Origin of the sequence: Olleya marilimosa CAM030, from assembly GCF_000518485.1 — a bacterium.
GTDB classification, from domain to species: Bacteria; Bacteroidota; Bacteroidia; order Flavobacteriales; family Flavobacteriaceae; genus Olleya; species Olleya marilimosa.
In genome coordinates this window covers 350,879-376,876 of the sequence record NZ_JADR01000002.1, presented here as the reverse complement: position 1 = coordinate 376,876, position 25,998 = coordinate 350,879, and the positions used below count along the sequence as shown (strand labels likewise).

Here is a 25,998-nt window from a genome sequence, read left to right as displayed (position 1 = left end):
GCCAACCATGAAAAAACCACTACTTACTATTTTAATTTGCTTAATTACTTTTTTAATTAAAGCACAAACCAACAGTAATAGCTGTTTGGATGCAAACACAGACACTGCCATAGTCGGTCCAGGTGTTTTTACCATTAACGGAATTATTGATGGAACAGAAATACCTACTCCTATTTGCGCAGCAAATGGAACTGGAGCAACAAATGGAGAATGGTACAGGTATATACCAACCAACGATTACACTGTTACCATTAGTACGGATTTAACTCAAAATTCAGGAAAAGACACTCGATTACATATATATTCAGGAACCTGTGGTAACTTAACATGTGTTGCAGGAGATGACGATTCTGGAACAAATTTTTTGTCTATTGCAGAATTTAACGTAATTGCTGGCACAACATATTATATTGCTTTTGACGATAAATGGAATGACTCTGGATTTGATTGGCAATTGACTGAAGGTGCTGTAGTCCTTCCTCCTCCTCCAGCTCCTGTAACATTTACTCAACAAACTTTACCTACAACTGGGACAAATCGTGCTGTTGTTGATATGAATGGTGATTTTCTAGATGATGTTGTTGCTGTTACAGCTACAAATATTAATATTAATTATCAATTAGCGACAGGTGGTTTTAATACTGTCAATATTGCAACCACTTCTGCTGATTTTACACCAAACTGGAGTCTTGCAGCTGCAGATTTTGATGCCAATGGTTATACGGATTTATTATATGGAGCTGGACAAGGTGTAACCTTTATGAAAGCAAACGATACTGGAACAGGATTTACTGAAATTTCTGGTTCAGAATATGTATTCTCTCAACGATCAAACTTTGCAGATCTAAATATGGATGGTCATTTAGACGCATTTGTTTGCCACGATGTAGAACCTACTGTGTATTATATTAACGATGGCAATGGTAATTTACAATACTATCAATCTACAGTTGGAACTGCTCCATTTAATTTAGGAGATTACTCTTCGGGTGGACATTATGGATCAATTTTCGTTGATTATGATAACGATGGAGATTCTGATTTGTTTATCGCCAAATGTGGTGGTGAAGAAGCTAGAAGACTAAATCAAATGTATAGAAATGACTCTTATTACGATGCTTCAAATACATTAGTAGTCAATTATACAGAGGTAGCCTCTCAAATTGGATTATCAGATCCAATGCAAACGTGGTCTTCATCATGGGGAGATTTTGATAACGATGGTGATATGGATGTATTTGTTGGCGCAAGTTCTGGTTCTCATAAATTAATGAGAAATGATTTAGACGCAACAACGGGAATAGTAACGTTTACAGATGTCACTGCTGGCTCAGGAGTGTTAGATATGACAGATACTGGTATTGAGAACGTAACTTACGATTTTGATAATGATGGTATTTTGGACTTAGCTTCAAATGGCAATATATTAATTGGTAATGGTGACATGACTTTTAATCTTTACACAAGCATATTACCTTCAGCAGGATCTTTTGGAGACCTAAACACAGATGGATTTATTGATGCCTTTAGTAGTGCTGGTTCAATTTATATGAATGACACCACCACAAATAACTGGATTACATTAAATACCGTTGGCAACGTTAGTAATATAAATGGAATTGGAGCTAGAATAACAATAGAGACTGCTCTTGGCAGCCAAATTAGAGATGTTAGAAGTGGTGACGGATTTAGATACATGAACACGCTAAACACACATTTTGGATTAGGCACAGCAACCACTATTACAAGCTTAACAGTGGAGTGGCCTTCAGGCATAGTAGATGTAATTTTAAACCCAACAATCAATCAAACATTAAATATAATTGAGGGTCAAAATCAATTAAGTCTTGACGAGTTTTTATTATCAGATCTTATTCTTTACCCTAACCCAACGACTCACAGTTTAAATTTAAATTATGAAAATCATCTTTTAAAAAACACAGAGTATTCTGTTTTTGACATGAATGGAAGACAAGTATTAAAAGGAATATTAAATGCTAACGTTTTAGATGTTTCAAATATTCAATCAGGAAACTATATTTTAAAAATTATTAGTAACGGAAATATTAAAGCTCAAAAATTTATAAAGAATTAAAAAAATCTTAAAAAGCACATGTTAGTAGTTTACATGTGCTTTTTTAATTAATTTTATTCACACAATTAAACCATCCCTTCAACATGAAAAAACTAGCTATTGGTATTTTAACCGTAATAACTATTATGTCCTGTAAAAAAGAAGCAGAAAAAAAAGAAAAAAGTATTGTTGTTGAGTATCCAACAACAACCAAGGTTGATACTGTTACTAACTATTTTGGCACAAATGTTAAAGACCCTTACCGTTGGTTAGAAGACGATAGAAGTCCAGAAACAGAAGCATGGGTAAAAGCAGAAAACAAAGTTACATATGGCTATTTAGATAATATTCCTTACAGAGAAAAACTAAAGCAACGTCTAGAAAAATTATGGAATTACGAGAAAATTGGAGCACCTTTTGTAGAAGGTGACTATACCTATTTTTATAAAAATGATGGCTTACAAAACCAATACGTAATATATCGCTATAAAACTGGTGAAGATCCAAACACAGCTACTGTATTTTTAGATCCCAATACGTTTAAAGAAGATGGTACCATATCTCTTGGAGGAACAAGTTTTTCTAAAGATGGAAAGACTTTAGCATACGCTATTTCTGAAGGAGGAAGCGATTGGCGAAAAATATTAGTAATGGATACTGAGTCTAAAAAAATAGTTGAAGACACCTTAGTAGACATAAAATTTAGCGGTATGTCTTGGTACAAAAATGAAGGCTTTTATTACTCAAGCTATGACAAACCAAAAGGTAGCGAGTTATCTGCAAAAACAGATCAACATAAAGTATACTACCATAAATTAGGAACATCTCAAAAAGAGGATCAATTAATTTTTGGAGGTACACCTTCGCAAAAACACAGATATATCTACGGAAGCGTAACAGAGGACGATCGTTACCTATTAATATCACCTCGTGTTTCAACCTCTGGAAACAAATTATATATTAAAGATTTAACACAACCAAACTCTAAATTAGTAGAAATCATTGGTAATACAGATAGTGACACTTATTTAATAGAAAACCAAGGATCAAAATTATTTTTAGTTACAAATCTAAACGCTCCAAACAAAAAAATAGTTACTGTTGATGCTTCAAATCCGACACCAGAAAACTGGGTGGATTTTATACCTGAAACTAAAAATGTATTAAGTCCTTCAACAGCTGGTGGATACTTTTTTACTGAATATATGGTAGATGCAGTATCTAAAGTAATGCAGTACGACTACGATGGTAAATTAGTAAGAGAAGTAAAACTTCCTGGTGTAGGAAGTGCTAGTGGATTTGGTGCTAAAAAGGAAGAAAAAGAATTATACTATTCATTTACAAACTATGTAACTCCTGGTAGTATCTATAAATATGATATTGAAAACGGTACTTCAGAGCTATTCCGTAAACCTAATATTGATTTTAATCCTGAAAATTACGAAAGCAAACAAGTCTTTTATAACTCAAAAGATGGTACAAAAGTACCAATGATTATTACACATAAAAAAGGATTAACGCTTGATGGTAAAAACCCAACAATCCTATATGGTTATGGTGGTTTTAATGTAAGTTTAACACCTAGTTTTAGCATTGCTAATGCTGTATGGATGGAACAAGGTGGTATATATGCTGTACCTAATCTTCGTGGTGGAGGTGAATACGGAAAAGCATGGCACGATGCAGGAACACAACTTAAAAAACAAAATGTGTTTGACGATTTTATTGCTGCTGCAGAGTACCTTATTAATCAAAAATACACCTCATCAGACTTTTTAGCTATTAGAGGTGGCTCTAATGGAGGTCTTCTAGTTGGAGCAACAATGACCCAACGTCCAGATTTAATGAAGGTAGCTTTACCTGCGGTTGGTGTTTTAGACATGTTACGTTACCACACGTTTACAGCTGGAGCAGGTTGGGCATATGACTATGGTACTGCAGAAGATAATAAAGAAATGTTTGATTATTTACTAGGCTACTCTCCTGTACATAATGTAAAAGAAGGCATACAATATCCAGCTACGATGGTTACAACAGGTGACCATGACGACAGAGTTGTACCTGCACACAGTTTTAAATTTGCTGCAGAATTACAAGCTAAACAAACCGGAAACAATCCTGTTTTAATCAGAATAGAAACTGATGCAGGACATGGAGCAGGAACTCCCGTTAGTAAAACCATAGAGCAATATGCTGATATTTATGGATTTACACTATACAATATGGGTTTTGAAGTATTACCAACAGAAATCGAAAACTTTAAAGATTAAAACAAACACATACAACGTATTAAAAACCTGTAGGTACAATATCCTACAGGTTTTTTGTATATTATATTTCTAGTCTTAAATAACACATAAAAAACAATCTTTATTTTGGTGATATTAGTCAATTGATATAATTTTGCATCCATAAAATGAAACAAATTATCTCTAAATATTTGACGCTAATAATACTCTTGTTATTCTCAGGAGTAATAAACGTATTTGCAAATAGTACATTAGATAATAATTTCACTTTAATTAGTACATCTAAATCTGAAACAACAAACCCAGTTTCAATAGATGACATTTCAAGTCAATCCGCTCACTTTTCAATTTTCAATAATCAAGACAACCAATTAATTTTTGATTATACAGAAAGTGAAGAAGCAGAAAATGAAGAATCGGTAACAAATACCACTATAAATTCTTTTGGTAGTTATATAGCTGCATTTTTAAACGCTCAATTATTAAGCGATTTATCCTCTCAACTTCAAGCAGAGGCTAACCATTACAAACAAACTTTTTGTCAACCTTCGACAAAACTTCACATTAGATTAGAGGTTTTTATAATCTGATTTTCTCTCTTTTTTAAAACCAATTTGCAATTGGTTTATTACTTACAAAACATTTTAACATAACACAAACAGCCAATCATATGCCTTATTGGCAATGACTTGCTACAATCTTATTTTATTTTACCAATTTATTTTAAATAAAAAATTATGAAAAAAATCTTCATTTTCATGGGTTTATTCGCATGTCTATTTCATACAAGTTGCGAAACTAAAAAAGAAGAAAAGAAAGAACATGTTGCTTTTCTTGTTACAAATCCTATCAAAAAAGACACCACTATAATTAAGGACTATGTTAGTCAAATTCACTCCATAAGACATATAGAATTAAGAGCTTTAGAGAAAGGTTATCTCAAAAGTATATTTGTAGACGAAGGTCAACACGTTAAAAAGGGACAACCTATGTTCCAGATAATGCCAAATATTTATCAAGCTGAATTACAAAAGGCTAAAGCCGAATCTAATGCTGCACAAATTGAATTACAAAACACTAAACTATTAGCAGAAGGCAATGTCGTTTCTCAAAATGAATTAGCTATGGCAAATGCCAATTTAGATAAAGCAAATGCTGAAGTTGCTTTAGCACAAACTCATTTAGGTTTTACTAAAATAACCGCACCTTTTGATGGTATCATGGACCATTTAGAAGCAAGAGAAGGAAGTCTTTTGGACGAAGGAGAGTTACTAACCACATTGTCTGACAATAGTAAAATGTGGGTGTATTTTAACGTACCAGAAGCAGAATACCTAGATTATATAACAAGCACAGACAAAGACGTTAAAAAAGAAGTTGGCTTACTAATGGCTAATAACAAACAATTTAACCAAAAAGGCATTGTTGAAACTATAGAAGGAGAGTTTAATAGCGAAACCGGAAATATTGCTTTTAGAGCCACGTTTCCTAATCCTGATGGTATTTTAAGACATGGCGAAACTGGTAGTGTATTAATGTCTATCCCTTTTAAAGATGTCATAATTATACCACAAAAAGCCACTTTTGAAGTGTTAGATAAAACCTATGTTTTTGTAATAGATAAAAATAATGTAGTAAAACAAAAAGAAATTACAATTGGAGCAGAGCTACCACATCTATTTATAATAAGCAAAGGGCTTTCTCAAAACGACACTATTTTATTAGAAGGTATAAAAATGGTAAAAAACAATCAAAAAATAGAAACCAAGTTTTTAGAGCCAACCAAAGTAATGTCTGAGTTAGACTTATACGCTGAATAATTTTAGAATTTAATCTTCAAAAGACATGTTTAAACAATTTATAAAAAGACCCGTTTTGGCTATTGTCATTTCGGTTATCATCTTATTTATAGGTGGATTAGCTATCAAGCAACTCCCTATATCTCAATTCCCTCAAATAGCACCAACAACAGTAAATATTTTTATAGCCTATCCTGGTTCTAGTTCAGAGGTATTAGTAAACTCTACCTTAATTCCGCTAGAAACAGCCATAAATGGTGTGCAAGACATGCGTTATATAGCATCAGATGCAACAAGTGCTGGTGAAGCTACAGTACGTGTGATTTTTGAACCAGGAACAGATCCTAACGAAGCTGTTGTTAGGGTTAAAACACGTGTGGATCAGGTCATGCCATTATTACCAGAGTTAGTGCAACGTGAAGGTGTAATTATAACACCTGTACAACCTAGTATGTTAATGTACGTTAACCTATCTAGTACAGATAAGCACAACGACGAAAAGTTTTTATACAACTATGCATATACCAAAATAATCCCAGAAATACAGCGCATTAAAGGGATTGCAAGTGCACAAATTTTAGGAAGCAGAAAATACGCAATGCGTGTTTGGTTAAAACCAGATCGTATGCGTGCCTATAATATTTCTGCAGAAGAAGTTTTAGAAGCAATGGAAGAGCAAAGCATTTTAGCTAGACCTGGTCGTTTAGGTAGAAGCTCTGGTAAAACTGCACAATCTTTAGAATATGTACTAACCTATCAAAATAGATATAACGAACCTGATCAATATAAAAATATCATTGTTCGAGCAAATAAAGAAGGTGAAACCATTCAACTTAAAGATATTGCTGATGTGAATTTAGGTAGTGAGTTTTTTGACATTTATTCTAATTTAGATGGTAAACCATCCGCCTCAATAGTCCTAAAACAAACGTTTGGTAGTAATGGTAGTGATGTTATTAAAGAGGTAAAAGCCAAATTAGCAGAGCTAGAAGTAGATTTACCACCTGATGTAAATTTCCAAATTAGTTATGATGTGTCTAACTTTTTAGACGCGTCTATAGAGCAGGTTTTACATACCCTTAGAGATGCCTTTATTTTAGTAGCCATTGTTGTCTTTTTATTTTTAGGAGATTGGCGCTCTACACTAATACCAATCATTGCAGTACCTGTATCCTTAATTGGTGCCTTTTTTGTAATGCAATTATTTGGGTTGTCAATTAACTTAATTACTCTTTTTGCATTAGTATTAGCAATTGGTATTGTAGTAGACAATGCTATTGTTGTTGTGGAAGCAGTCCATGTTAAAATGGAAGAAGACCAACTCACACCATACAAAGCATCTTATGAAGTATTAGGCGAAATTGGAGGAGCAATTGTAGCCATAACCTTAGTAATGGTTTCGGTTTTTATACCTATTTCATTTATGACAGGTCCTGTTGGTGTATTTTATCGTCAATTTTCGATTACTATGGCTGGTTCAATTGTAATTTCAGCAATTGTAGCATTAACATTAACACCAGTTTTATGTGCAATGCTACTTAAAAATAACCATGGGAAAACTAAAAAATCTATTGTAGATAAATTTATACTTTGGTTTAATAATGGTTTTGAAAAACTTACAGGAAAATACGTAGCAGTACTAAACAAAATAGTAGCGCGACGTATTATAACCTTTGGGATATTAGCAGCATTTTGTGCAGGAATATATTTTACTAATAAAGTATTACCTGCTGGTTTTATACCTAACGAGGATCAGGGAATGATTTATGCCATTATCCAAACGCCTCCTGGAGCAACTTTAGAACGTACAAATGAAGTTGCTAAAAAACTTCAAAAAATTTGTGAAGAAACCGAAGGTGTAGAATCTGTGTCATCACTTTCTGGTTATGAGATTATGACAGAAGGTCGAGGCTCTAATGCTGGTACGTGTTTAATTAATTTAAAACCTTGGTCAGATCGTCACCTCTCTGTGCATGAGATAATGGAAGAACTTGAAGAAGAAACCAAAGATTTAGGAGCTGTTATCGAGTATTTTGAGCCTCCTGCAGTACCTGGTTTTGGATCTTCTGGTGGATTTGCAATGCGCTTACTAGACAAAACCAACTCTACAGATTATCAACATTTTGAAAAGATTAATAACGACTTTATAGCTGCATTGTCCAAACGTAAAGAGCTAACTGGATTATTTACCTTCTTTTCTGCAAACTACCCTCAATATGAGTTAAAAATAAACAACAAAATTGCTATGCAAAAAGGAGTAACTATTAGTAAAGCAATGGAAAATTTAAATATTTTAATTGGTAGTACTTACGAGCAAGGTTTTATTCGATTTGGTAGATTCTTTAAAGTATACACACAAGCAGCACCAGAATATAGAAGACTACCATCTGATCTAGAAAAGCTTTATGTTAAAAACGAAGAAGGAGATATGGTACCATACTCCGCTTTTATGTCTATTGAAAAAAAATTAGGACCAAATGAAATTACACGATATAACCTTTACAATTCTGCGTCAATAAGAGGGTTACCTGCTTCAGGATATACAAGTGGTGACGCCATAAACGCGATAAACGAAGTAGCTAAAAAAGAGCTACCCAATGGATATGACATCGCTTGGGAAGGCTTATCCTATGATGAAGCCAGTAGAGGTAATGAATCGACTTATATATTTATTATAGTTTTAGTATTTGTCTACTTTGTGTTAGCTGCACAATACGAAAGTTTTTTATTACCATTAGTGGTTATTTTATCACTTCCTGTGGGTGTTTTTGGATCATTTGTCCTATTAAAAGCAATGGGATTAGCTAATGATGTTTATGCACAAATTGGAGTAATCATGTTGGTAGGACTACTTGGTAAAAACGCAGTATTAATTGTGGAGTTTGCAGTGCAAAAACAAAGACAAGGCGCTACAATTCTAGAAGCAGCAATTGAGGGTTCCAAAGCTAGATTTAGACCTATTTTAATGACGTCCTTTGCTTTTATTGCAGGATTAATTCCCTTAATAATAGCAACAGGTGCAGGAGCAATTGCTAATAAAACCATAGGAAGTTCATCATTAGGAGGTATGTTAATAGGGACTATTGGCGGAGTATTAATTATTCCAGGATTATATTACATTTTCGCCAAAATGGCTGAAGGAAAAAGTCTAATAAAAGATGAGTCGCTTGAGCCTTTATCTGAAGAATTTATTAGAAATAGTGAATCTGCTGGACAACAAACTAAAAAGAATACTGAGCAGATTGTTAAACTAAAAAATCTATTTAAAAAACTAAGCAAAAAAAATAAAGATGAATAATAAAACCATAAAACATCTTTTTGTTGTTAGCATCATGATTGTACTATTATTACAATCATGTGTGCCAACACAAATAGCGATAAGAGAAGAAAATAAAACCATTTCTGAGACTTACAGTAACAATAGTAATGATACACTAAACACAGCAGTTGTAAAGTGGAAAGACTTTTTTTCCGACCAAAATTTAACAAACTTGATAGACTTGGCATTAGCTAATAATCAAGAATTAAATATGATGCTACAGCAAATTAATATGGCTGAAAACGAAATAAAAGCTAAAAAAGGAGACTATTTGCCTTATGTAGGTATCTACGCTGGTGCGGAAGTTGATAAAGTTGGTGAATTCACCAGAAATGGTGCTGTAGAGCAACACTTAGACATACGTGAACATGAAGAGTTTCCGGAACCATTAACCAACTTTTCGGCAGGACTTTCTGCCTCTTGGGAATTGGATATTTGGAAAAAACTTAGAAATGGTAAAAAATCAGCAGTTTTAGAATATTTAGCAACTATCCAAGGTAAAAACTTTATGGTTACGCAATTAGTTTCAGAAATAGCAAGTGCCTATTATGAGCTTATTGCTTTGGATAACCAACTTACTATAGTTAAACAGAACTTAGACTTACAACAAAGTGCTTTAAAAATGGTAAAGCTTCAAAAAGAAGCTGCTAGAGCAACACAGCTAGCTGTTAGACGCTTTGAGGCTGAGGTTTTTAAAAATAAAAGTAATAAATATCAAATTCAGCAAAAAATAGTAGAAACAGAAAATTTGATTAATTTTTTAGTTGGAAGATACCCACAAACAGTAATCAGACATTCTGATGATTTTATAACTAAAGAAGTAGACGTTATGCACTCTGGTGTACCCTCACAACTATTAGCCAATCGACCAGATATTAGACAAGCTGAACTAGAGTTATCTGCCTCAAAGTTAAACGTAAATATAGCTAAGGCAAATTTCTATCCTTCCATTGGTATTAAAGCTGGTGTTGGATTAGAAGCTTTTAAACCTAAATTTTTAACTAGCACACCAGAATCTTTAGCGTATTCTTTAATTGGAGATATAATCGCTCCATTAATTAACCGAAATGCAATTAAAGCAGAATATAAAACTGCCAGTAACAAACAACTTCAGATTATTTATGAATACGAAAAAACGATTTTAAATGCGTTTATAGAAGTAGAAAATCAATTATCTAATGTAGAGAATTTAAACAAAAGTTACCTTTTAAAAACACAACAAGTGGAGGCACTTACGGAAGCTATAGAGCTTTCTATTAGACTTTTTAAATCTGCAAGAGCAGAATATACAGAAGTACTCCTTACACAAAGAGAAGCATTAGATTCTAAAATTGAAATTATAGAAACTAAACGAGACCAATTATTAGCTAATGTAAAACTATATCAAGCTTTAGGTGGTGGGTGGAATTAAAAAACAATAATAAATTTCAAAACCGTTCCATTTGGAGCGGTTTTTTTATACTATTTTTGCACGACTATGCTAGCAGTAAAAAATCTTTCTTTTTCGTATAATAAAACACCTGTTTTAAAAGACATCTCTTTAATTGCTAATCAAGGTGAACACGTTGCTATTATTGGCGAAAGCGGTTCTGGAAAAAGCACTCTTTTAAATCTTATTTTTGGCGAATTTGACTTAAATGAAGGTCAAATTTTCTGGAAAGACCAAGAGATTTTAGGTCCTAAATATAATTTGGTTGTCGGTTATGAATTCATGAAATATGTCTCTCAAGAATTTGACTTAATGCCTTATATAACCGTTGAAGAAAACATTGGTAAACACCTGTCTAACTTTTTTCCAGAAGAAAAAAAAGAACGCACTGCAGAGTTACTAGAAGTTGTAGAACTTACAGAGCTTGCTAAAACCAAAGTAAAAACCTTAAGCGGTGGTCAAAAACAGCGCGTCGCATTAGCACGTGCATTGGCAAAACAGCCAGAAATTATTTTATTAGACGAGCCTTTTAGTCATATTGATAACTTCCAAAAACAATCACTTAGACGTAATGTGTTTAGATATTTAAAAGATAAAAACATAACTTGTATTGTTGCAACCCACGACAGAGAAGATGTTTTAGGTTTTGCAGACAGAATGATTGTTTTGTACGACAACAAAATTGTTGTTAATGATAGCCCAGAAAATTTATTCAAAAATCCAGAAGCACCATTAATAGCTTCGTTTTTTGGCGAGTTTAATATAATTAACGATGCAATAATATACGCGCATCAATTAAAAATGGTAACCAATTCTGAGCTTAAAGCTACAGTGTTGCACTCTTATTTTAAAGGACACTATTACTTAATTGAAGCCTTATTAGGTGATGACATTGTATTTTTTGAAAGTAAAACAAACTTAGAAAAAAATACTACTCAGTATTTAGAAATCACAAAATAGCATAACCGCTAAAAGCACCATGATGTGTCAACGAAATAGAGATAGCTAACAAGACTCTATTATGCTGTAATTTAGGCACACCAATGTTGTTTTTAATACTAGTTCCTTATTCTAAATTTAAGGGAATTATATTCAACTTTTTTCTAATTCAATTTCACTAAAGACACCTCGAAAATTGTTGACTTAGACGTTAGTTAACATCTGTTATTGAAAAATTTTGTGCTCTAAAAACAATATCATCGCCAATTGTTTTACCTAAAAGCAATTGTGCAATAGGCGTATTGGCTGCAATTGCATAAAATTTTTGAGTACCAACCTCTAGTTCTCCAGCACTAATAGCAATGTAATAATTAGATTTTGTAGTATAAACAACACTACCTAAGCCAATAACTTTAGAGGTCTTTTCTGTACTTATTTTTGCTAATAGCTGATTGACCTTTTGTATTTCGGCTAATTGATGTCCTGCTTTTTCGCGTTCTAATTGCACCATAGCTCGTCCAGTTTCATGCTTATCTCCAGCGCTACTTTTAGTCTCAGAGGTTAAGGATTCTTGCAGTTCCAAAATGGTTTTATTAATGGTATCTAGTCTATTTTGTGTAAACAAAACACAACCATTATGTAATGCTAGTTTAACTTTTTCAGTGCTATTCATCCTCTGTTTTATAATTTAAAGGACCATAAAAATTCATCTGTTTTATTATCCAATTTTTTCTAGAGGCTATGTAATTAGTAACAGGATTAGCCTTATATTTTCTTGGGTTTGGCAAAATTGCTGCTATTGCAGACGCTTCCAATTTTGATAATTTAGATGCTGGTTTTTTAAACCAATATTGAGCTGCAGCTTCAGCACCATAAACACCATTACCCATTTCTATACTATTTGTATAGACCTCCATGATACGCTCCTTGGACCAAACCAACTCTATTAAAAATGTAAAATATGTTTCTAACCCCTTGCGTAACCAACTACGTTGTGGCCACAAAAACACATTTTTTGCTGTTTGTTGGCTTATGGTACTACCTCCTTTAATACGTTTTCCTTTTTTATTGTTTTCGTAAGCTTTTTCAATTGCTTTTAAATCAAATCCATTGTGACTTAAAAAAATTTGATCTTCGCTACAAATCACTGCTAGTTGTAAATTTTTAGAGATGTTTTCTATTGGTTCCCAATCGTGTTTTAAAAGTTTTGGACTGTCCTTTTCAAAATATCTAATGACCATTAATGGTGTTATTGGTACAGGCATCCACTTGTATAAAACCACCACACCAACGGTTGAAATAATAAACCAAAGTAAACATTTAGCTAAAAATTTGAATATTTTTTTAAACATATTACGCTATTAGGTTTGCTAATTCTTCTCCTATTAAACTTCCAATTGCAACTCCCATTCCGCCTAATCGCACACCACAAAACACATTATTACTAAGCTGTTTTACAATTGGTTTTTTTTGAGTTCCTACTCCCATAATTCCGCTCCAGCGATGCTCTATCTGAAAAGGTGTATTTGGTAAAATTGTAGTTTTTAATAACGCTTCTAGTTTATTCTGAATTAAATCTGTTTGACTTAATTCAGTAGTTTCTTCGCCTTTAAAATCTAGGTTACGTCCACCTCCAAATAGTATTCTGTTATCGATGTTTCGGAAATAATAATACCCTTCATCCAAATGAAACGTGCCTTTTATATGAAGATTTTTTATTGGTTTTGTAATTAACACTTGTGCTCTTGCTGGTTTAACTTTTGGAATATTCAAAACCGAAGCGAAGCCATTTGTTGCTATTAATAATTTTGAAGTAGAAAAACTAAATTGATTGGTCTCCACTTTAACAGCATTGGCATCTTCTGAAAAACTAGACACCGAAACATTATTAAGTATTTTAATGCCTTTTAAGAGTGCTTTTTTTAGTAATGCCTCCATCATGCGACCTGTGTCTATTTGTCCTTCAAATTGATTAAAACAGTATTGATTCTTGATGTTTTTGAAGCCAAATCTATTTTCTTTAAGGCTAAATACGTTGTCTTCAAAAACAGGTTTTAATAAATTATTAACTAACGTTTTTTGATGTAAACAGGTTTCAAATAAATCACTGTTAGTATTAAACAACTCATAACCTCCTAATTGTTGATAATCTATGGTTTTATCTCCAAGATTATCTCTTAATTTTTGTAATCCTTTGACACGTTTTTGCACCAAATCTAAAACCTCTTGTTCTGTATGTGTTTTAAGATCGGCTACAATTTCTGACAAACTACCAAAACAAGCAAAACCTGCATTTTTAGTACTTGCTCCTTGAGGTAAAGTGCCTTTTTCTAATATTAAAATATTGGCTTTGGGGAAACGTTTTTTTAATTGCAAAGCACAATTTAAACCTACAATTCCGCTACCAACAATAGTATAATCCACGTTGGTTAACCATGATTTTATTTCCCAATAGCTTAATGTCATCTTAGTAAGATACTAAATTTGTTTATTCTTTTTGATTAATAAAAAACTGAGCTAAGGCATTAATATCTTGATTTTTTAAAATCATTTGTCCATTTACTGCTATTGCTTCGTTTTGAGAATTATTTCCAATAATTTTTAAGGTTATTAGCTTTTCTAAATAATCATGTATCATTGGAAAATGATTCTGCTTTTGCAATTTTTCAAAATTAACGTTTAAAGCAAAAACTTCTGAAGTTTCGTTTAATATTGATTTTACTGTATTGGATAAATTGGTACTTGCTTGCAAACTTTTAGCATTAGTAGAATCTATTTTAACTTGATACAAAGGAAATATATCTTTACTTAATTTACCATCTTTTACTATCGCTATTTTTTCTAAATATTTATAAAGTTTTGAAGCGTCAGAGGTTAATTGCAAATTAATTTCTGGTACTTGTTTTGTTACCGTTGTCAGGGTTTCTACTTTTTCAAAATCGTCATTATACTCATAAGTTATTACCGAGTCTAATTGTGTTGTTGCTTTAGCAATTTCTAGAGCCATATGACCTTTATAATATGTATCTAAACTGTCTATGTCTACACTTTGATTTTTGTGTTTAAAGTTTACATACTTTAATGTTGAAAGTAGATTAAGATTAAAAGTTACACTAGCATCTTTAGAAAAATTTGTGCTTTTATAAACTTTTGGCGTGTCCAAAAATACTGGCAATACAAAATCACCTTGTATTATAGCTTTTCCAGATTGAAAATTAATAGCCAAATGATCTGTTTTTGTGAGGTAATTAAAATGTCCATCTGCATCTTGTAATTTCTCCCATTTTACATCTGACTTTTCTAATGTTTTATGATTTACCAATATGTCTTCAAACACTTGATTTACATCGTCCTTACTTGGATTGTATGCAATAACTGCTTGTGTTTTGTTAAATGCTATAACCACACTATTATTTAATACTGTTGCAACAGTAAAGTTTTGGGTGTCTTTAAAATCTTCAGTTTTATAATTAGCTTTAAGGTAGTCTTTAAAGGTGTTTTGTTCTGAAATTTTAAAGGATGTAAATACTGTGGTTATAGGTTGTCCTTTAATAGTGTATAAAAAGATGTTAGCAGGAATATTGAATCCTTTTTTTTGTTTGTTATCGTCATCAATAATAGAGTCATTCTCCCTTTTTGATTTTAAATAAAATGAAGGATTTGCAATTGCATTAAACACTAGTGATTGAGCGATACCGTCAATATTTACCTTTACTATTTGATTGGCCTTATAATGTATTACATCTTGGTAAGACGTGTAATTACGGTACATTAAAAAGCCTTTAAAAGCTAAAAGCAGCACACTAATAATAATGGCTGCTTTTTTTAATATTTTCTTAATTTTCATTAATAATTATTTTGCAAATTTTTCGATGATATTAAAGATGTATTTTAAAGCATTTTCTTCGGTTGGAGGCACACCAACAACCATTTCGCTATTAACTGCATTTCCTTTAATTTTTGATGCTGTAATATATGCATCCTCTGTTGTGTTTAAAAACCATTCTAGCTTACCACTTCTGTCAATTCCCATCTCTTCTATTGGTAATTGTTGTGCTAATTGTTTAGCACTAACAAATACTGAATAAGAATTGTCTAACATCATTTTTTTAGTTTTAGATGTTACTTTAGCATCAAATGTACCTGAGACGATTTTATTCATTTCTGCTTCAGATGTACCTAAAAAAGCAATTCCGTCTTTAATTACAAAGTGAATAGCCAGTGGGCTTCTTGGAATTTCAAATGTGTAATAACCATTGTTAAAAGTTACCATTTCTTTATTTACAGTATATTGGATTAATTTATTAAGCATGCTAGGCTCATCCGTAGATGCCATTAATAAAAAATCAGGAACTGTTTCAGTTTTTGTTTTTTCAACTTCAACATACTCATAATCGTCATTATATTGGTATGTAGTATAAGTTACTTCTTGCTGAGAGATACCTGATAATAAAAACAGTAAATCTCCATTAATTACTTCTCCAACAGCTTCCTCATCTAATAATAAAGAAAATAAATCTATACCCAAACTAGCTTCTTCTCCGTAATATGGCATGTTGCTATACATAGACTTCATTAATTTAGGATACTCTTCTAACATGGCTTCTGTGTCTATAGAGTAGCTCATAAAACCAATCATTCTGTCTTCATTTACATAATCTAAAAACTTTTTATTAAGTTTTCTAGAGGTCATTTTTTTATAACTATCTGCCATTTGATCAGACATAGTGTACTTTGTATTTAGTACCATTTTGTCGTTTTCTAAAAACAATTTAGCTGTTAAACCATTATTAGCATACATGCTTGATAAATCAAAACCAACTAATTGATTGTAGTACATAGACCCTAACATATTAGCATATAATTGCCCAAAGTCATTGACCCATAATGTAGCTTCTGCTTTACTGTCTAGGCTACTTAAGTATGATTTGTTTTTTAAGATAGAACGATTTGGTTGTTGCTTTAAAAGCTGCTCTGCCTTTAATAAAGCCCAATTTTTATTTATGGCGCTTTTAATTTGGTAGTTAGACGCATCATTATTGTAATCATACTCTACAACTTCAGTAGCTTCCTCTTCCATATACTCGTCCTCATAGACCTCTTCACTTTCTGTAGACTCGATAACCGTTTCTTCTATTTCTTCCTCATAAGCTTCTTCAGCCTCTATAACTTCATCATCGTAATCCTCTGCACTTTCAACAACAGCATCATCTATTACGTATCCATAATAATCATCCTGTGTTAGTCCGTAACGCTCCATGACCTCTGGGTTTTGAAAATACGCATCGTTAGTACTTCCAACAACCATTATCAAAGTTGAGCTATCCCAAACAATTCCGCCTTGATTATGATCTTTAAAAGACCTGATTCCGTTAACGTTTGCAATTTCTTTTTTGCTTTGGGTGGTTAAAAAGCTTTCAAAAGCAGTTACATTTTTTAAAGGAACGATAAATGCGTTGTAATTAATACTATCATTAGCTTGGAAAAAATAATGAGCAGCGCCATTTAAGTCAAAACCAAAATCTTCCAACGAGTTGTATTTAGTCTGTTTTCTAGATAATTCTTTTAAAATCTCAGTTCCCATAAACGAGTTATTTAACTCATCTATTGACATTAATTGTAACAAATTATTTCCTTTTATTGTGGCTACAACAGCTGCATCACTTGGGATTTTTGATGTTGAATTTTGTGCAAAAGAAAATACAGATGCACATAGCATGATTACACATGATAATTTTTTCATTGGTTGGTTGTGTTAGTTTAAGGATTATTTTTTTAATTGAATATGAGTGGTAAAGTCTCCTGTACCATTAATCACATCCATTGCACTTACGCGTTGCATAACTGCTTTTTTAGAATTAGAAACTTTAGCTTGATTATTGTTTTGAGTGCTTACCTCTTTATCAAATCTGTAAATTACTGTATAGGAGGCATCATCAAAAATCTTTTTATTCTCGGTTTTTAATTTATTATACTGTTTTTTGATTTGGGAAGAATAGACATACTTTCTTTTAAAAACACCGTTTTTATCATCAAATAAATACGAGGTCGATCCTGAGTTACTTTTTTGCTGACTAGTTATTTTGTTAGTAATCTTATTGATATTTTCAATTTTATTGAAATCACATTTTACTGAAAACACAAAATTTTCGTAATCTGCTGATTTAACAACATTAGTGATTCCTTCTGCTTTTTTAAGCTCGGAAACCATATCATTTAGTCCTTTTTGTATATCTGCTTTTGAAGGTATTTTATAACCATTAACAGAGTCTAACAGCATTATTGATGCTAGTTTAGACTTGCTTCTACTCATGTTTAACGTAAAAGTCATTGTACCTGTACCATCACTATTTAGGTCAATCTCTTCAATAATTTCAAAACAAGATGTTATTGAAAAAAACACCAATAACAAAAGACTGTATTTTAGGTAACTAGGACTTTTCATGAAACTTACTTTAGTATTCAAATATACTGAAGCTATTTGTTATATGCATCAAAAAAAAACTCCGAAATTAATTTCGGAGCCTTAGTTTTATTCTTCTATTTGTTTTTCTATAACAAAATCTTCCATAAATTTAGTGGTATAATTACCAGCTAAATAATCTGGATGATCCATTAATTGTCTATGAAAAGGAATGGTTGTTTTAATTCCTTCTATAACAAACTCGTCTAAAGCACGCTTCATTTTATTGATAGCTTCTTCTCTAGTTTGAGCTGTTGTAATTAACTTAGCAATCATTGAGTCATAATTTGGCGGAATGCTATAACCTGCATATACATGCGTGTCTAGTCTAACACCATGACCACCTGGAGCATGTAATGTTGTAATTTTTCCTGGTGAAGGACGGAAGTCGTTAAAAGGATCTTCCGCATTTATACGACACTCAATCGAGTGTAGATTTGGAGTATAGTTTTTTCCAGAAATTGGCACACCTGCTGCAACTAATATTTGCTCACGGATTAAGTCAAAATCGATAACTTGTTCTGTAATTGGGTGCTCTACTTGGATACGCGTATTCATTTCCATGAAGTAGAAATTTCTATGCTTATCTACTAAAAACTCTACTGTTCCTGCACCTTCGTATTTAATATATTCTGCTGCTTTTACAGCTGCTTCACCCATTTTTTTACGTAAAGCTGTTGTCATAAAAGGAGAAGGCACTTCTTCTGTTAACTTTTGGTGACGACGTTGGATAGAACAATCTCTTTCTGATAAATGACAAGCTTTTCCTGTACTATCTCCTACAATTTGAATTTCGATGTGACGTGGCTCTTCGATAAGTTTTTCCATGTACATATCATCATTTCCAAAAGCAGCTTTAGATTCTGCACGAGCAGACTCCCAAGCGTTTTGTAAATCTTCTTCTTTCCAAACAGCACGCATACCTTTACCACCACCACCTGCAGAAGCTTTAAGCATGACAGGATATCCTGTTTCTTTAGCTACTTTTAGACAGTCTTTAAAGTCTGCAATTACACCTTCACTTCCTGGTACTACAGGTACACCTGCAGCTATCATAGTTGCTTTAGCGTTTGCTTTATCTCCCATTCTGTTAATCATCTCTTCAGATGCACCAATAAATTTTATTTGGTGTTCTTCACAGATTTTAGAAAACTTAGCATTTTCAGATAAAAATCCATAACCTGGATGGATAGCGTCTGCATTTGTTATTTCTGCTGCAGCAATAATATTTGACATTTTTAAATAAGACTCACTACTTGCTGGAGGTCCAATACAAACTGCTTCATCAGCAAATTTGACGTGTAAACTTTCAGCATCTGCAGTAGAGTATACTGCAACGGTCTTTATGCCCATTTCTTTACAGGTTCTGATAACACGTAATGCTATTTCTCCTCTATTGGCAATTAATACTTTTTTAAACATCTTGTATAAATTAGATAATTAGACGATTTGATTATTCGATTTTTCAACTACTTTACAAGCAGTCAAAAACACTAATAATCTAAAATTAAGATGGGTCTACTAAAAATAATGGTTGATCAAACTCTACTGGAGAAGAGTCATCCACTAATATTTTAACGATTTTACCTGACACTTCAGATTCTATTTCGTTAAATAATTTCATTGCTTCGATAATACATAGTACATCACCTTCTGCAATAGTTTGTCCTACCTCTACAAATAATGGTTTGTCTGGAGATGGTTTTCTGTAAAATGTTCCGATAATTGGAGATTTAACAGTGATATATTTTGAGTTTTCATCTGCTGCTGGAGCTGCTGCTTCTGTAGCTGCTGGTGCTGCAGGAGCTTGTTGCATAGCTTGTTGCATTGGCATTTGAGCTTGCATTGGAATTTGTTGAACGTAAGTAGTCTCTGTTTCTGATCCCGTTTTTATCGTGATTTTTACATCGTCAGTTTCTAATTTAACTTCACTTGCTCCTGATTTAGCAACAAATTTAATTAAGTTTTGAATGTCTTTTAAATCCATAATTATAAGTTATTAATCTTTATTTAGTTAGTTTAAGAGTTGTAAGCCCATTTTAAATAAATAGAACCCCAAGTAAATCCACCTCCAAAAGCAGCAAATATTAAATTATCTCCTTTTTTTAGTTTAGATTCAAAATCGTTTAGTAACAATGGTAATGTTGCAGATGTTGTATTACCGTATCTATGTATATTTTTTAAGACTTTATCGTCTTGTAAATTCATTCTGTTAGCTGTTGCGTCAATAATACGCATATTAGCTTGATGTGGCACTAACCATGACACATCATCGTGACTAAGGTTGTTGCGTTGCATAATTTTTTCGCAAACATCTGCCATATTTGAAACTGCAAACTTAAATACTGTACGACCGTCTTGGTGTACAAAATGCTGTTTATTGTCTACTGTTTCATGAGATGGAGGTAAGATTGATCCACCTGCTTCAATTTTCAAAAATTCTCTACCAGAACCATCACTTCTTAGGTATTCATCTTGAAAACCTAGTCCTTCTGTATTTGGCTCTAATAAAACAGCTCCTGCACCATCTCCAAAAATTATACATGTAGCACGATCTGTATAATCTATTATAGACGACATTTTATCTGCTCCAATAAGTAATATTTTTTTGTAACGTCCAGACTCTATATAACTGGTTGCTGTGGATAAACCATAAAGAAAACTTGAACAAGCTGCTTGCAAATCATAGGCAAATGCATTAGTTGCTCCAATTTGGGTTGCTGTATATACCGCTGTTGCAGCAACAGGTAAATCTGGTGTTGCAGTTGCGACAATAACTAAGTCTATTTCTTTAGGGTCTAGATTACGTTTTTTAAGCAGATCTTTAGCTGCATTAATGGCAAGGTAAGATGTCCCTTCGCCTTCTAGTTTAAGTATTCTACGCTCTTTTATTCCTGTTCTTGATGTTATCCATTCATCATTTGTGTCAACAAGTGTTTCTAGCACCTTGTTAGACAAAACGTAGTCTGGTACATAGGCACCAACAGCAGTAATTGCAGCAGAGATTTTGCTCATATTTTAGCTATTTTAGTCAAAAAAAGGTCCAAAATGACCTGATTTGACTTAATTATAATAAAATTACTCTTTTTCAGACTAATTCTATGCAAAGTAAATGCTTTTTAACGTAAAGAAAAACAAATCATAAAAAAAACGCCCACAAGTGAGCGTTTTATTATATGCATGCATAGTAATTATGCTACGTTTTCTTCTACTGAATTGTCAATTAAAACTTGACCTCTGTAGTAAAGTTTACCTTCACTCCAGTGCGCTCTGTGGTATAAATGAGCTTCACCTGTTGTTGGGCAAGTTGCAATTTGTGGCGCAACTGCTTTATAATGTGTTCTTCTCTTATCTCTTCTTGTTTTCGAGATTTTTCTCTTAGGATGTGCCATTTTATATTATTATTTATCCGTTAATAGTTTTTTTAATGTATTCCAACGAGGATCTGTTTCCTCTTTGTCTTCTTTTTTTTCTTTTAGCTTTGGGCTAAGTTCATCTAATTTGTCAAGTATATCAGAATCTAATGTTCCGTCTTCCACACCTGGATGTATACGTTTACTTGGTAATGCTAACACAACAGACTCATATATATATTGTTGCACATTTATTTCATACTCTCCATGTGGAATGATTAATATGTCTATATGCTCATCATTATACTCGTCTCCAAATTTTACTACCAAATCAAAATCTGTTGTTATTGGTAGGTCAAATGGTTCGTTTGTAACATCACAATTGACGTTTACTGTTCCTGAAATCTGAAAGTTTAACTCTAATAAAGTTGATTTTTTTTCTAAAATTAAATCTACTTTAATATTACAAGAGTTAAAGTCTTCATATTCAAAATGATTAAAGAACGTTTGATCTATACTATAATCAAAATGATGTTTTCCTATTTTTAAACCTACAAATGGTATTGTAAATTCTTTTAATTGCTTCATTACCACATCTATTTTGAGCCTGCAAATATATAAAATTTTCTTTATTAAAAAGACTTATAAACATTTTTTTGTTTATATCTTTCGTTTAGAAAATCCTAATGGGTTTTTGGTAAGCTCTTGATACTCTTTTCTGTTGTTAAAAATCTGTATTCCAGTAAAAATAGCTTCTTTAAAAGAACTAATATCTGCAGTTCCTTTTCCTGCTATTTCATAGGCTGTTCCGTGATCAGGCGAGGTTCTTACTCGATTTAATCCTGCTGTATAATTTACACCTTGCCCAAACGACAGGGTTTTAAATGGTATTAAACCTTGGTCATGGTAGGATGCAATTATAGCGTCAAAGTTTTTATAATTATCTGATCCAAAAAAGCTATCTGCTGCATATGGGCCAAAAACTAGCTTACCTGAAGCTTTTATTTTTTGCAATGTAGGTCTTAAAACAGTATCATCTTCATTACCAATCACGCCATTGTCTCCAGTATGAGGATTAATGCCCAATACTGCTATTTTTGGTTTGTTTATTCTAAAGTCTTGTATTAATGACTGGTATACTGTTGCAATTTTTTCTTCTATAAGTTTTGGAGTAATATGGGCTGCAATATCTTTTACCGGAACATGGTCTGTTAATAATCCAACTCTTAATCCTTGAGTTACCATAAACATAAGACTATTACCTTCTAACTCTTGATTTAGATAATCTGTGTGACCAGGAAATTTAAAAGTGTCTGATTGTATGTTGTGCTTATTTATAGGAGCTGTGACTAAAACATCTATTTCGTCCTCCTTTAAAGCTTTTGTTGCCTGAACTAAAGATTTTATTGCGTATTCACCTATTTTTAAATCTTCTTGTCCAAAATTTATGTTTACGTTTTCTTTCCAACAATTTAAAACATTAACTCGTCCAGCTATTGCTTGATTTATATTATGAATTCCGTTTAAGTTAATATCTAACTTAAAATGATTTTTTACAAAACTCATGGTTTTAATGGAAGCAAAAATAATAGGTGTGCAAAAATCCAACATTCTATTATCTTCAAAAATTCTTAAAACCACTTCAGCACCTATACCATTTAAGTCACCTATTGATATACCTAGTCTAATATTTTCTTCTTTCTTCATTAATACTAATAACTATTGTTTGTAAATTTACCAAAGCAAATTTAACCAAATAATACGATTAAGTTTATGTTTACCGGAATAATTGAAACACTTGGAACTGTTAAGCAGTTAACAACAGTTAAAGATAATTTAGATATTACTATTGAAAGTACCATTACTAATCAATTAAAAATTGATCAAAGTGTTGCGCATAATGGCGTGTGCTTAACTGTAGTTGAAATAAATGATGACCAATACAAAGTTACTGCTATTAAGGAAACTTTAGATAAAACCAATATAGGCGATTTACAAATTAATGATATAGTTAATATTGAGCGTGCTATGAAACTTGGAGACAGATTAGACGGTCACATTGTACAAGGTCACGTAGATCAAACAGCAATATGCACTGAAGCTACAGAAACTAATGGTAGCTGGCTATACACCTTTGAGTATGACCCAAAACTTAACAACATAACTATAGAAAAAGGGTCTATAACTGTAAACGGAGTTAGTCTAACAGTTGTAAATTCTCAAAAAAACAGTTTTAGCGTTGCAATCATACCGTATACCTATGAACACACTAATTTTAAACAGTTTAAAATTGGAACTAAAATAAACTTAGAGTTTGACGTTATTGGAAAGTATGTAAAGCGTTTAAACGAATTAAATGTTTGATGCTTTACGTTTAGTTAGCAACTTATAAACACCATACAATAGACCAACAACTACAAGCACAATAATATCACTATCTATTGGCAACCCTACAGGAGGTACTTGTTGTGCTGGAGGTGGTGGAGTTACTATCTGAGCTACACCAACTATGCTTATCATTAAAAATAAGACTGTTGCTATTAATGTTTTATTTTTCTTCATTGCTGATTTGAGATTGTAAATGTAATAAAAAAAGCATGCTATCAAAACATTTGATTCTCTTTTTTAAACAAAAACACCTTTTAAGTGCTGTTTTCTTCGGTAAAATACCGTTTTAGGGTTGAAATTTCAATTATTTGACTATTTGATAACATTTGTTTTTTTAAAACCACTTGCATTACGACATACAAACTATTAAATTTTAATAATATTATATGATGATCATTTTTTATATGGTCTGACTAAGCATATAACTTTAAATATTTATCTCTGACAATTTTACCAACTGGTTTGTTTTCAATTTTACTTTCTAACCAAGAGATAATATCTAAATATAAAAACGCACGACGCTCAAATGGATGGTCTTCGTACTGCTTTAAGGTTTCTAATAGTTTTTTAAATTCCTTTTTAATATCTTGAGGATAAATATCCTGTAAACCTCTAATAAATTTTATCATCTCTTTTTGCACTTTATGTAAGTCATTCATTTTAATTAAAAACTTGTAAGTACTTTTTAGTAGGGTTTCCAAATGATAATCTAGACCTGCTTCATAATGTGCTACTAAATTTAAAACTCTAGAAAAACATAATAAATCTTCTCGCATAGACAGCGACTTGTTAGAAATAATTTTATCTAAGTATTTAATGCACTCCTTATTATTACCTGCTCCAAAATGCAAACTTGCAAATTTGTAATAAAATATCATTTTATGATGTGCATCAATCTTATTATCAAACTGAATTAACTCTGCTTCAATTTTAGGTATCAAAACTAATCCATCATCAAAACTACCATCAATGAAGTGTAAATTTATTTTATGAAAATTACCATATAAAAATACTAATGAAGCTACGTTTTCGTCTTTCGGGAAATTAGCCTGGTCTACCACAGAGTAAAAATCTGCTAGCTTAGCTTTAAACTTAGGTTTGTTTTTTATAAAATATAAAGCTTCTAATAGGTAGTTATTTCCTTTTAAAAAAAATACAGGATTTAAGCTTATCATATTAGGGTTTTCATAAAATAAATCTACCCATTTTAATGCATACTTATAACAGTTTAAAAAATCTTGCATTAAAAAACTATACCATAAATGCGCTTTGTAATACCATAGTTTTTCTCTAAAACCCAATCCAGATATCTCAACTTTTGGTAACCTATCGTTAAAATACTTTGTAACAGCTGTACTTTCTTCTTCATTTTTAACGTAGCCCGTTTTTAAAATAATACTATAAAGTTGCAGTGACAAGTTGGATAATTTGCTGGTAATAACATTTAGCTCGCTTAACTCTTTTGCCTGAATGGTTAATTGATCAGCTCTACTACCAATACTTCGTGTTATATACTGTGTCTCAATAATCTTTTCAAGCTCAACTATTTCAAAAGCCAAGTTTTTTTCTTCATTGATTATAGCAACCTCTTTAGCCTTTTCTAAAATCTTCAAGCTTTGTCTGTATAACCCTTTATGATATAATATAGAAGCAAAATCTAGTTGCTCTCTTATTTGAGACCTAATATTTTGATGTGAGGGATTTAATTTTAAACTCACTAAAATTTGTTTATACAAGTGCGCTTTAACATTAGCAAGTTGCTGTTTTTTTACCACTCCGCTTTTTAAAATAGCGTTTTCATTATACAAACTTGCCTTATCTAATAGATTAAAAAGGTTTAAAAATTTTGAATCAGAATTCACACCAAGTCTACCCACGTACAATTTAAATTGGCGCTTTTCAGACTTAGTTAATGACTTAACTAATAAAAATAAATTATCTTTTTGCTCTTTAGTCATCAACTAATATATTTTTTATTTTACTGA

At 32.0% G+C, this 25,998-nt stretch carries 22 protein-coding genes; 8 read left to right on the top strand and 14 right to left on the bottom strand.

All coding sequences use genetic code 11. From position 1 onward, the window contains the following. Positions 1–7: 7 nt before the first annotated feature. The 7 genes from M890_RS0105705 (at position 8) to M890_RS0105675 (ending at position 11,830) form a co-directional block, all read left to right on the top strand. Positions 8–2,095, top strand: a complete 2,088-nt coding sequence (locus M890_RS0105705; protein WP_028282613.1) for an FG-GAP-like repeat-containing protein — start codon at positions 8–10, stop codon at positions 2,093–2,095. A gap of 83 nt (positions 2,096–2,178) precedes the next feature. Beyond that, a complete protein-coding gene (locus M890_RS0105700) occupies positions 2,179–4,344 on the top strand; it encodes a prolyl oligopeptidase family serine peptidase (protein ID WP_028282612.1) in 2,166 nt (721 codons plus the stop codon). A 146-nt stretch (positions 4,345–4,490) separates the two neighbouring features. Continuing rightward, entirely contained in the window at positions 4,491–4,913 is a 423-nt protein-coding gene (locus M890_RS0105695; RefSeq protein ID WP_028282611.1) for a hypothetical protein, read from the top strand. A gap of 147 nt (positions 4,914–5,060) precedes the next feature. Then, the gene (locus tag M890_RS0105690) at positions 5,061–6,143 is read left to right on the top strand and encodes an efflux RND transporter periplasmic adaptor subunit (RefSeq protein WP_028282610.1); all 1,083 of its coding nucleotides are present in this window, start codon (positions 5,061–5,063) and stop codon (positions 6,141–6,143) included. 25 nt (positions 6,144–6,168) lie between these two features. Next, positions 6,169–9,420: an efflux RND transporter permease subunit gene (locus M890_RS0105685; RefSeq protein WP_028282609.1), complete on the top strand. Its 3,252-nt coding sequence runs from the start codon at positions 6,169–6,171 to the stop codon at positions 9,418–9,420. Further along, entirely contained in the window at positions 9,413–10,852 is a 1,440-nt protein-coding gene (locus M890_RS0105680) for a TolC family protein (RefSeq protein WP_036597185.1), read from the top strand. The genes M890_RS0105685 and M890_RS0105680 overlap by 8 nt, the downstream gene beginning before the upstream one ends. A 66-nt stretch (positions 10,853–10,918) precedes the next feature. After that, entirely contained in the window at positions 10,919–11,830 is a 912-nt protein-coding gene (locus tag M890_RS0105675) for an ABC transporter ATP-binding protein (protein WP_028282607.1), read from the top strand. Between the two features lie 190 nt (positions 11,831–12,020). Here the strand turns inward: M890_RS0105675 and M890_RS0105670 are convergent, their stop codons facing one another. From M890_RS0105670 to pdxA, 12 genes are all read right to left on the bottom strand, one after another. After that, entirely contained in the window at positions 12,021–12,482 is a 462-nt protein-coding gene (locus M890_RS0105670; protein ID WP_028282606.1) for a GreA/GreB family elongation factor, read from the bottom strand. After that, positions 12,475–13,161 (bottom strand): monofunctional biosynthetic peptidoglycan transglycosylase, encoded by a 687-nt coding sequence (mtgA, locus tag M890_RS0105665; RefSeq protein WP_028282605.1) that lies wholly within the window; start codon positions 13,159–13,161, stop codon positions 12,475–12,477. The genes M890_RS0105670 and mtgA overlap by 8 nt, the downstream gene beginning before the upstream one ends. A 1-nt stretch (position 13,162) precedes the next feature. Further along, on the bottom strand, positions 13,163–14,275 hold the full coding sequence (locus tag M890_RS0105660; RefSeq protein ID WP_028282604.1) for an NAD(P)/FAD-dependent oxidoreductase: 1,113 nt from the start codon (positions 14,273–14,275) through the stop codon (positions 13,163–13,165). A 22-nt stretch (positions 14,276–14,297) separates the two neighbouring features. Further along, entirely contained in the window at positions 14,298–15,656 is a 1,359-nt protein-coding gene (locus tag M890_RS0105655; RefSeq protein ID WP_028282603.1) for a hypothetical protein, read from the bottom strand. Between the two features lie 6 nt (positions 15,657–15,662). Then, the gene (locus M890_RS0105650; RefSeq protein WP_157243261.1) at positions 15,663–17,552 is read right to left on the bottom strand and encodes a hypothetical protein; all 1,890 of its coding nucleotides are present in this window, start codon (positions 17,550–17,552) and stop codon (positions 15,663–15,665) included. 24 nt (positions 17,553–17,576) lie between these two features. Next, positions 17,577–18,254 (bottom strand): hypothetical protein, encoded by a 678-nt coding sequence (locus M890_RS0105645; RefSeq protein ID WP_036597183.1) that lies wholly within the window; start codon positions 18,252–18,254, stop codon positions 17,577–17,579. Between the two features lie 87 nt (positions 18,255–18,341). Next, a complete protein-coding gene (accC, locus tag M890_RS0105640; protein WP_028282600.1) occupies positions 18,342–19,694 on the bottom strand; it encodes an acetyl-CoA carboxylase biotin carboxylase subunit in 1,353 nt (450 codons plus the stop codon). An 85-nt stretch (positions 19,695–19,779) separates the two neighbouring features. Then, positions 19,780–20,259, bottom strand: coding sequence for an acetyl-CoA carboxylase biotin carboxyl carrier protein (gene accB / locus M890_RS0105635; RefSeq protein WP_028282599.1), 480 nt, complete (start codon positions 20,257–20,259; stop codon positions 19,780–19,782). 32 nt (positions 20,260–20,291) lie between these two features. Next, positions 20,292–21,287 carry a beta-ketoacyl-ACP synthase III gene (locus M890_RS0105630; RefSeq protein WP_028282598.1) on the bottom strand — a complete coding sequence of 332 codons (996 nt, stop codon included), beginning with the start codon at positions 21,285–21,287 and terminating at the stop codon, positions 20,292–20,294. A 176-nt stretch (positions 21,288–21,463) separates the two neighbouring features. Next, positions 21,464–21,664 (bottom strand): 50S ribosomal protein L32, encoded by a 201-nt coding sequence (rpmF, locus tag M890_RS0105625; RefSeq protein WP_028282597.1) that lies wholly within the window; start codon positions 21,662–21,664, stop codon positions 21,464–21,466. Between the two features lie 9 nt (positions 21,665–21,673). After that, complete coding sequence (locus M890_RS0105620) at positions 21,674–22,213, bottom strand: YceD family protein (RefSeq protein ID WP_028282596.1); 540 nt, start codon at positions 22,211–22,213, stop codon at positions 21,674–21,676. Positions 22,214–22,285: 72 nt separating this feature from the next. Next, complete coding sequence (gene pdxA, locus M890_RS0105615; RefSeq protein WP_028282595.1) at positions 22,286–23,332, bottom strand: 4-hydroxythreonine-4-phosphate dehydrogenase PdxA; 1,047 nt, start codon at positions 23,330–23,332, stop codon at positions 22,286–22,288. A 66-nt stretch (positions 23,333–23,398) separates the two neighbouring features. Between pdxA and M890_RS0105610 the strand changes: the two genes are divergently transcribed. Beyond that, positions 23,399–23,989 (top strand): riboflavin synthase, encoded by a 591-nt coding sequence (locus M890_RS0105610; RefSeq protein ID WP_028282594.1) that lies wholly within the window; start codon positions 23,399–23,401, stop codon positions 23,987–23,989. Here M890_RS0105610 and M890_RS0105605 read toward each other — a convergent pair. Together M890_RS0105605 and M890_RS0105600 are read right to left on the bottom strand one after the other, a co-directional pair. Further along, complete coding sequence (locus M890_RS0105605) at positions 23,978–24,187, bottom strand: Fjoh_0651 family PID-CTERM protein (RefSeq protein ID WP_028282593.1); 210 nt, start codon at positions 24,185–24,187, stop codon at positions 23,978–23,980. The two genes, M890_RS0105610 and M890_RS0105605, sit on opposite strands and share 12 nt — an antisense overlap. Positions 24,188–24,426: 239 nt before the next feature. Further along, positions 24,427–25,971, bottom strand: coding sequence for a class I SAM-dependent methyltransferase (locus tag M890_RS0105600; protein WP_036597181.1), 1,545 nt, complete (start codon positions 25,969–25,971; stop codon positions 24,427–24,429). Positions 25,972–25,998 lie beyond the last annotated feature (27 nt).

Bases quoted from the DNA above. Each gene is read 5' to 3' on its own strand.
- M890_RS0105705 (WP_028282613.1), top strand. From the start codon at position 8: ATGAAAAAACCACTACTTACTATTTTAATTTGCTTAATTACTTTTTTA.
- M890_RS0105700 (WP_028282612.1), top strand. From the start codon at position 2,179: ATGAAAAAACTAGCTATTGGTATTTTAACCGTAATAACTATTATGTCC.
- M890_RS0105695 (WP_028282611.1), top strand. From the start codon at position 4,491: ATGAAACAAATTATCTCTAAATATTTGACGCTAATAATACTCTTGTTA.
- M890_RS0105690 (WP_028282610.1), top strand. From the start codon at position 5,061: ATGAAAAAAATCTTCATTTTCATGGGTTTATTCGCATGTCTATTTCAT.
- M890_RS0105685 (WP_028282609.1), top strand. From the start codon at position 6,169: ATGTTTAAACAATTTATAAAAAGACCCGTTTTGGCTATTGTCATTTCG.
- M890_RS0105680 (WP_036597185.1), top strand. From the start codon at position 9,413: ATGAATAATAAAACCATAAAACATCTTTTTGTTGTTAGCATCATGATT.
- M890_RS0105675 (WP_028282607.1), top strand. From the start codon at position 10,919: ATGCTAGCAGTAAAAAATCTTTCTTTTTCGTATAATAAAACACCTGTT.
- M890_RS0105670 (WP_028282606.1), bottom strand. From the start codon at position 12,482: ATGAATAGCACTGAAAAAGTTAAACTAGCATTACATAATGGTTGTGTT.
- mtgA (WP_028282605.1), bottom strand. From the start codon at position 13,161: ATGTTTAAAAAAATATTCAAATTTTTAGCTAAATGTTTACTTTGGTTT.
- M890_RS0105660 (WP_028282604.1), bottom strand. From the start codon at position 14,275: ATGACATTAAGCTATTGGGAAATAAAATCATGGTTAACCAACGTGGAT.
- M890_RS0105655 (WP_028282603.1), bottom strand. From the start codon at position 15,656: ATGAAAATTAAGAAAATATTAAAAAAAGCAGCCATTATTATTAGTGTG.
- M890_RS0105650 (WP_157243261.1), bottom strand. From the start codon at position 17,552: ATGAAAAAATTATCATGTGTAATCATGCTATGTGCATCTGTATTTTCT.
- M890_RS0105645 (WP_036597183.1), bottom strand. From the start codon at position 18,254: ATGAAAAGTCCTAGTTACCTAAAATACAGTCTTTTGTTATTGGTGTTT.
- accC (WP_028282600.1), bottom strand. From the start codon at position 19,694: ATGTTTAAAAAAGTATTAATTGCCAATAGAGGAGAAATAGCATTACGT.
- accB (WP_028282599.1), bottom strand. From the start codon at position 20,259: ATGGATTTAAAAGACATTCAAAACTTAATTAAATTTGTTGCTAAATCA.
- M890_RS0105630 (WP_028282598.1), bottom strand. From the start codon at position 21,287: ATGAGCAAAATCTCTGCTGCAATTACTGCTGTTGGTGCCTATGTACCA.
- rpmF (WP_028282597.1), bottom strand. From the start codon at position 21,664: ATGGCACATCCTAAGAGAAAAATCTCGAAAACAAGAAGAGATAAGAGA.
- M890_RS0105620 (WP_028282596.1), bottom strand. From the start codon at position 22,213: ATGAAGCAATTAAAAGAATTTACAATACCATTTGTAGGTTTAAAAATA.
- pdxA (WP_028282595.1), bottom strand. From the start codon at position 23,332: ATGAAGAAAGAAGAAAATATTAGACTAGGTATATCAATAGGTGACTTA.
- M890_RS0105610 (WP_028282594.1), top strand. From the start codon at position 23,399: ATGTTTACCGGAATAATTGAAACACTTGGAACTGTTAAGCAGTTAACA.
- M890_RS0105605 (WP_028282593.1), bottom strand. From the start codon at position 24,187: ATGAAGAAAAATAAAACATTAATAGCAACAGTCTTATTTTTAATGATA.
- M890_RS0105600 (WP_036597181.1), bottom strand. From the start codon at position 25,971: ATGACTAAAGAGCAAAAAGATAATTTATTTTTATTAGTTAAGTCATTA.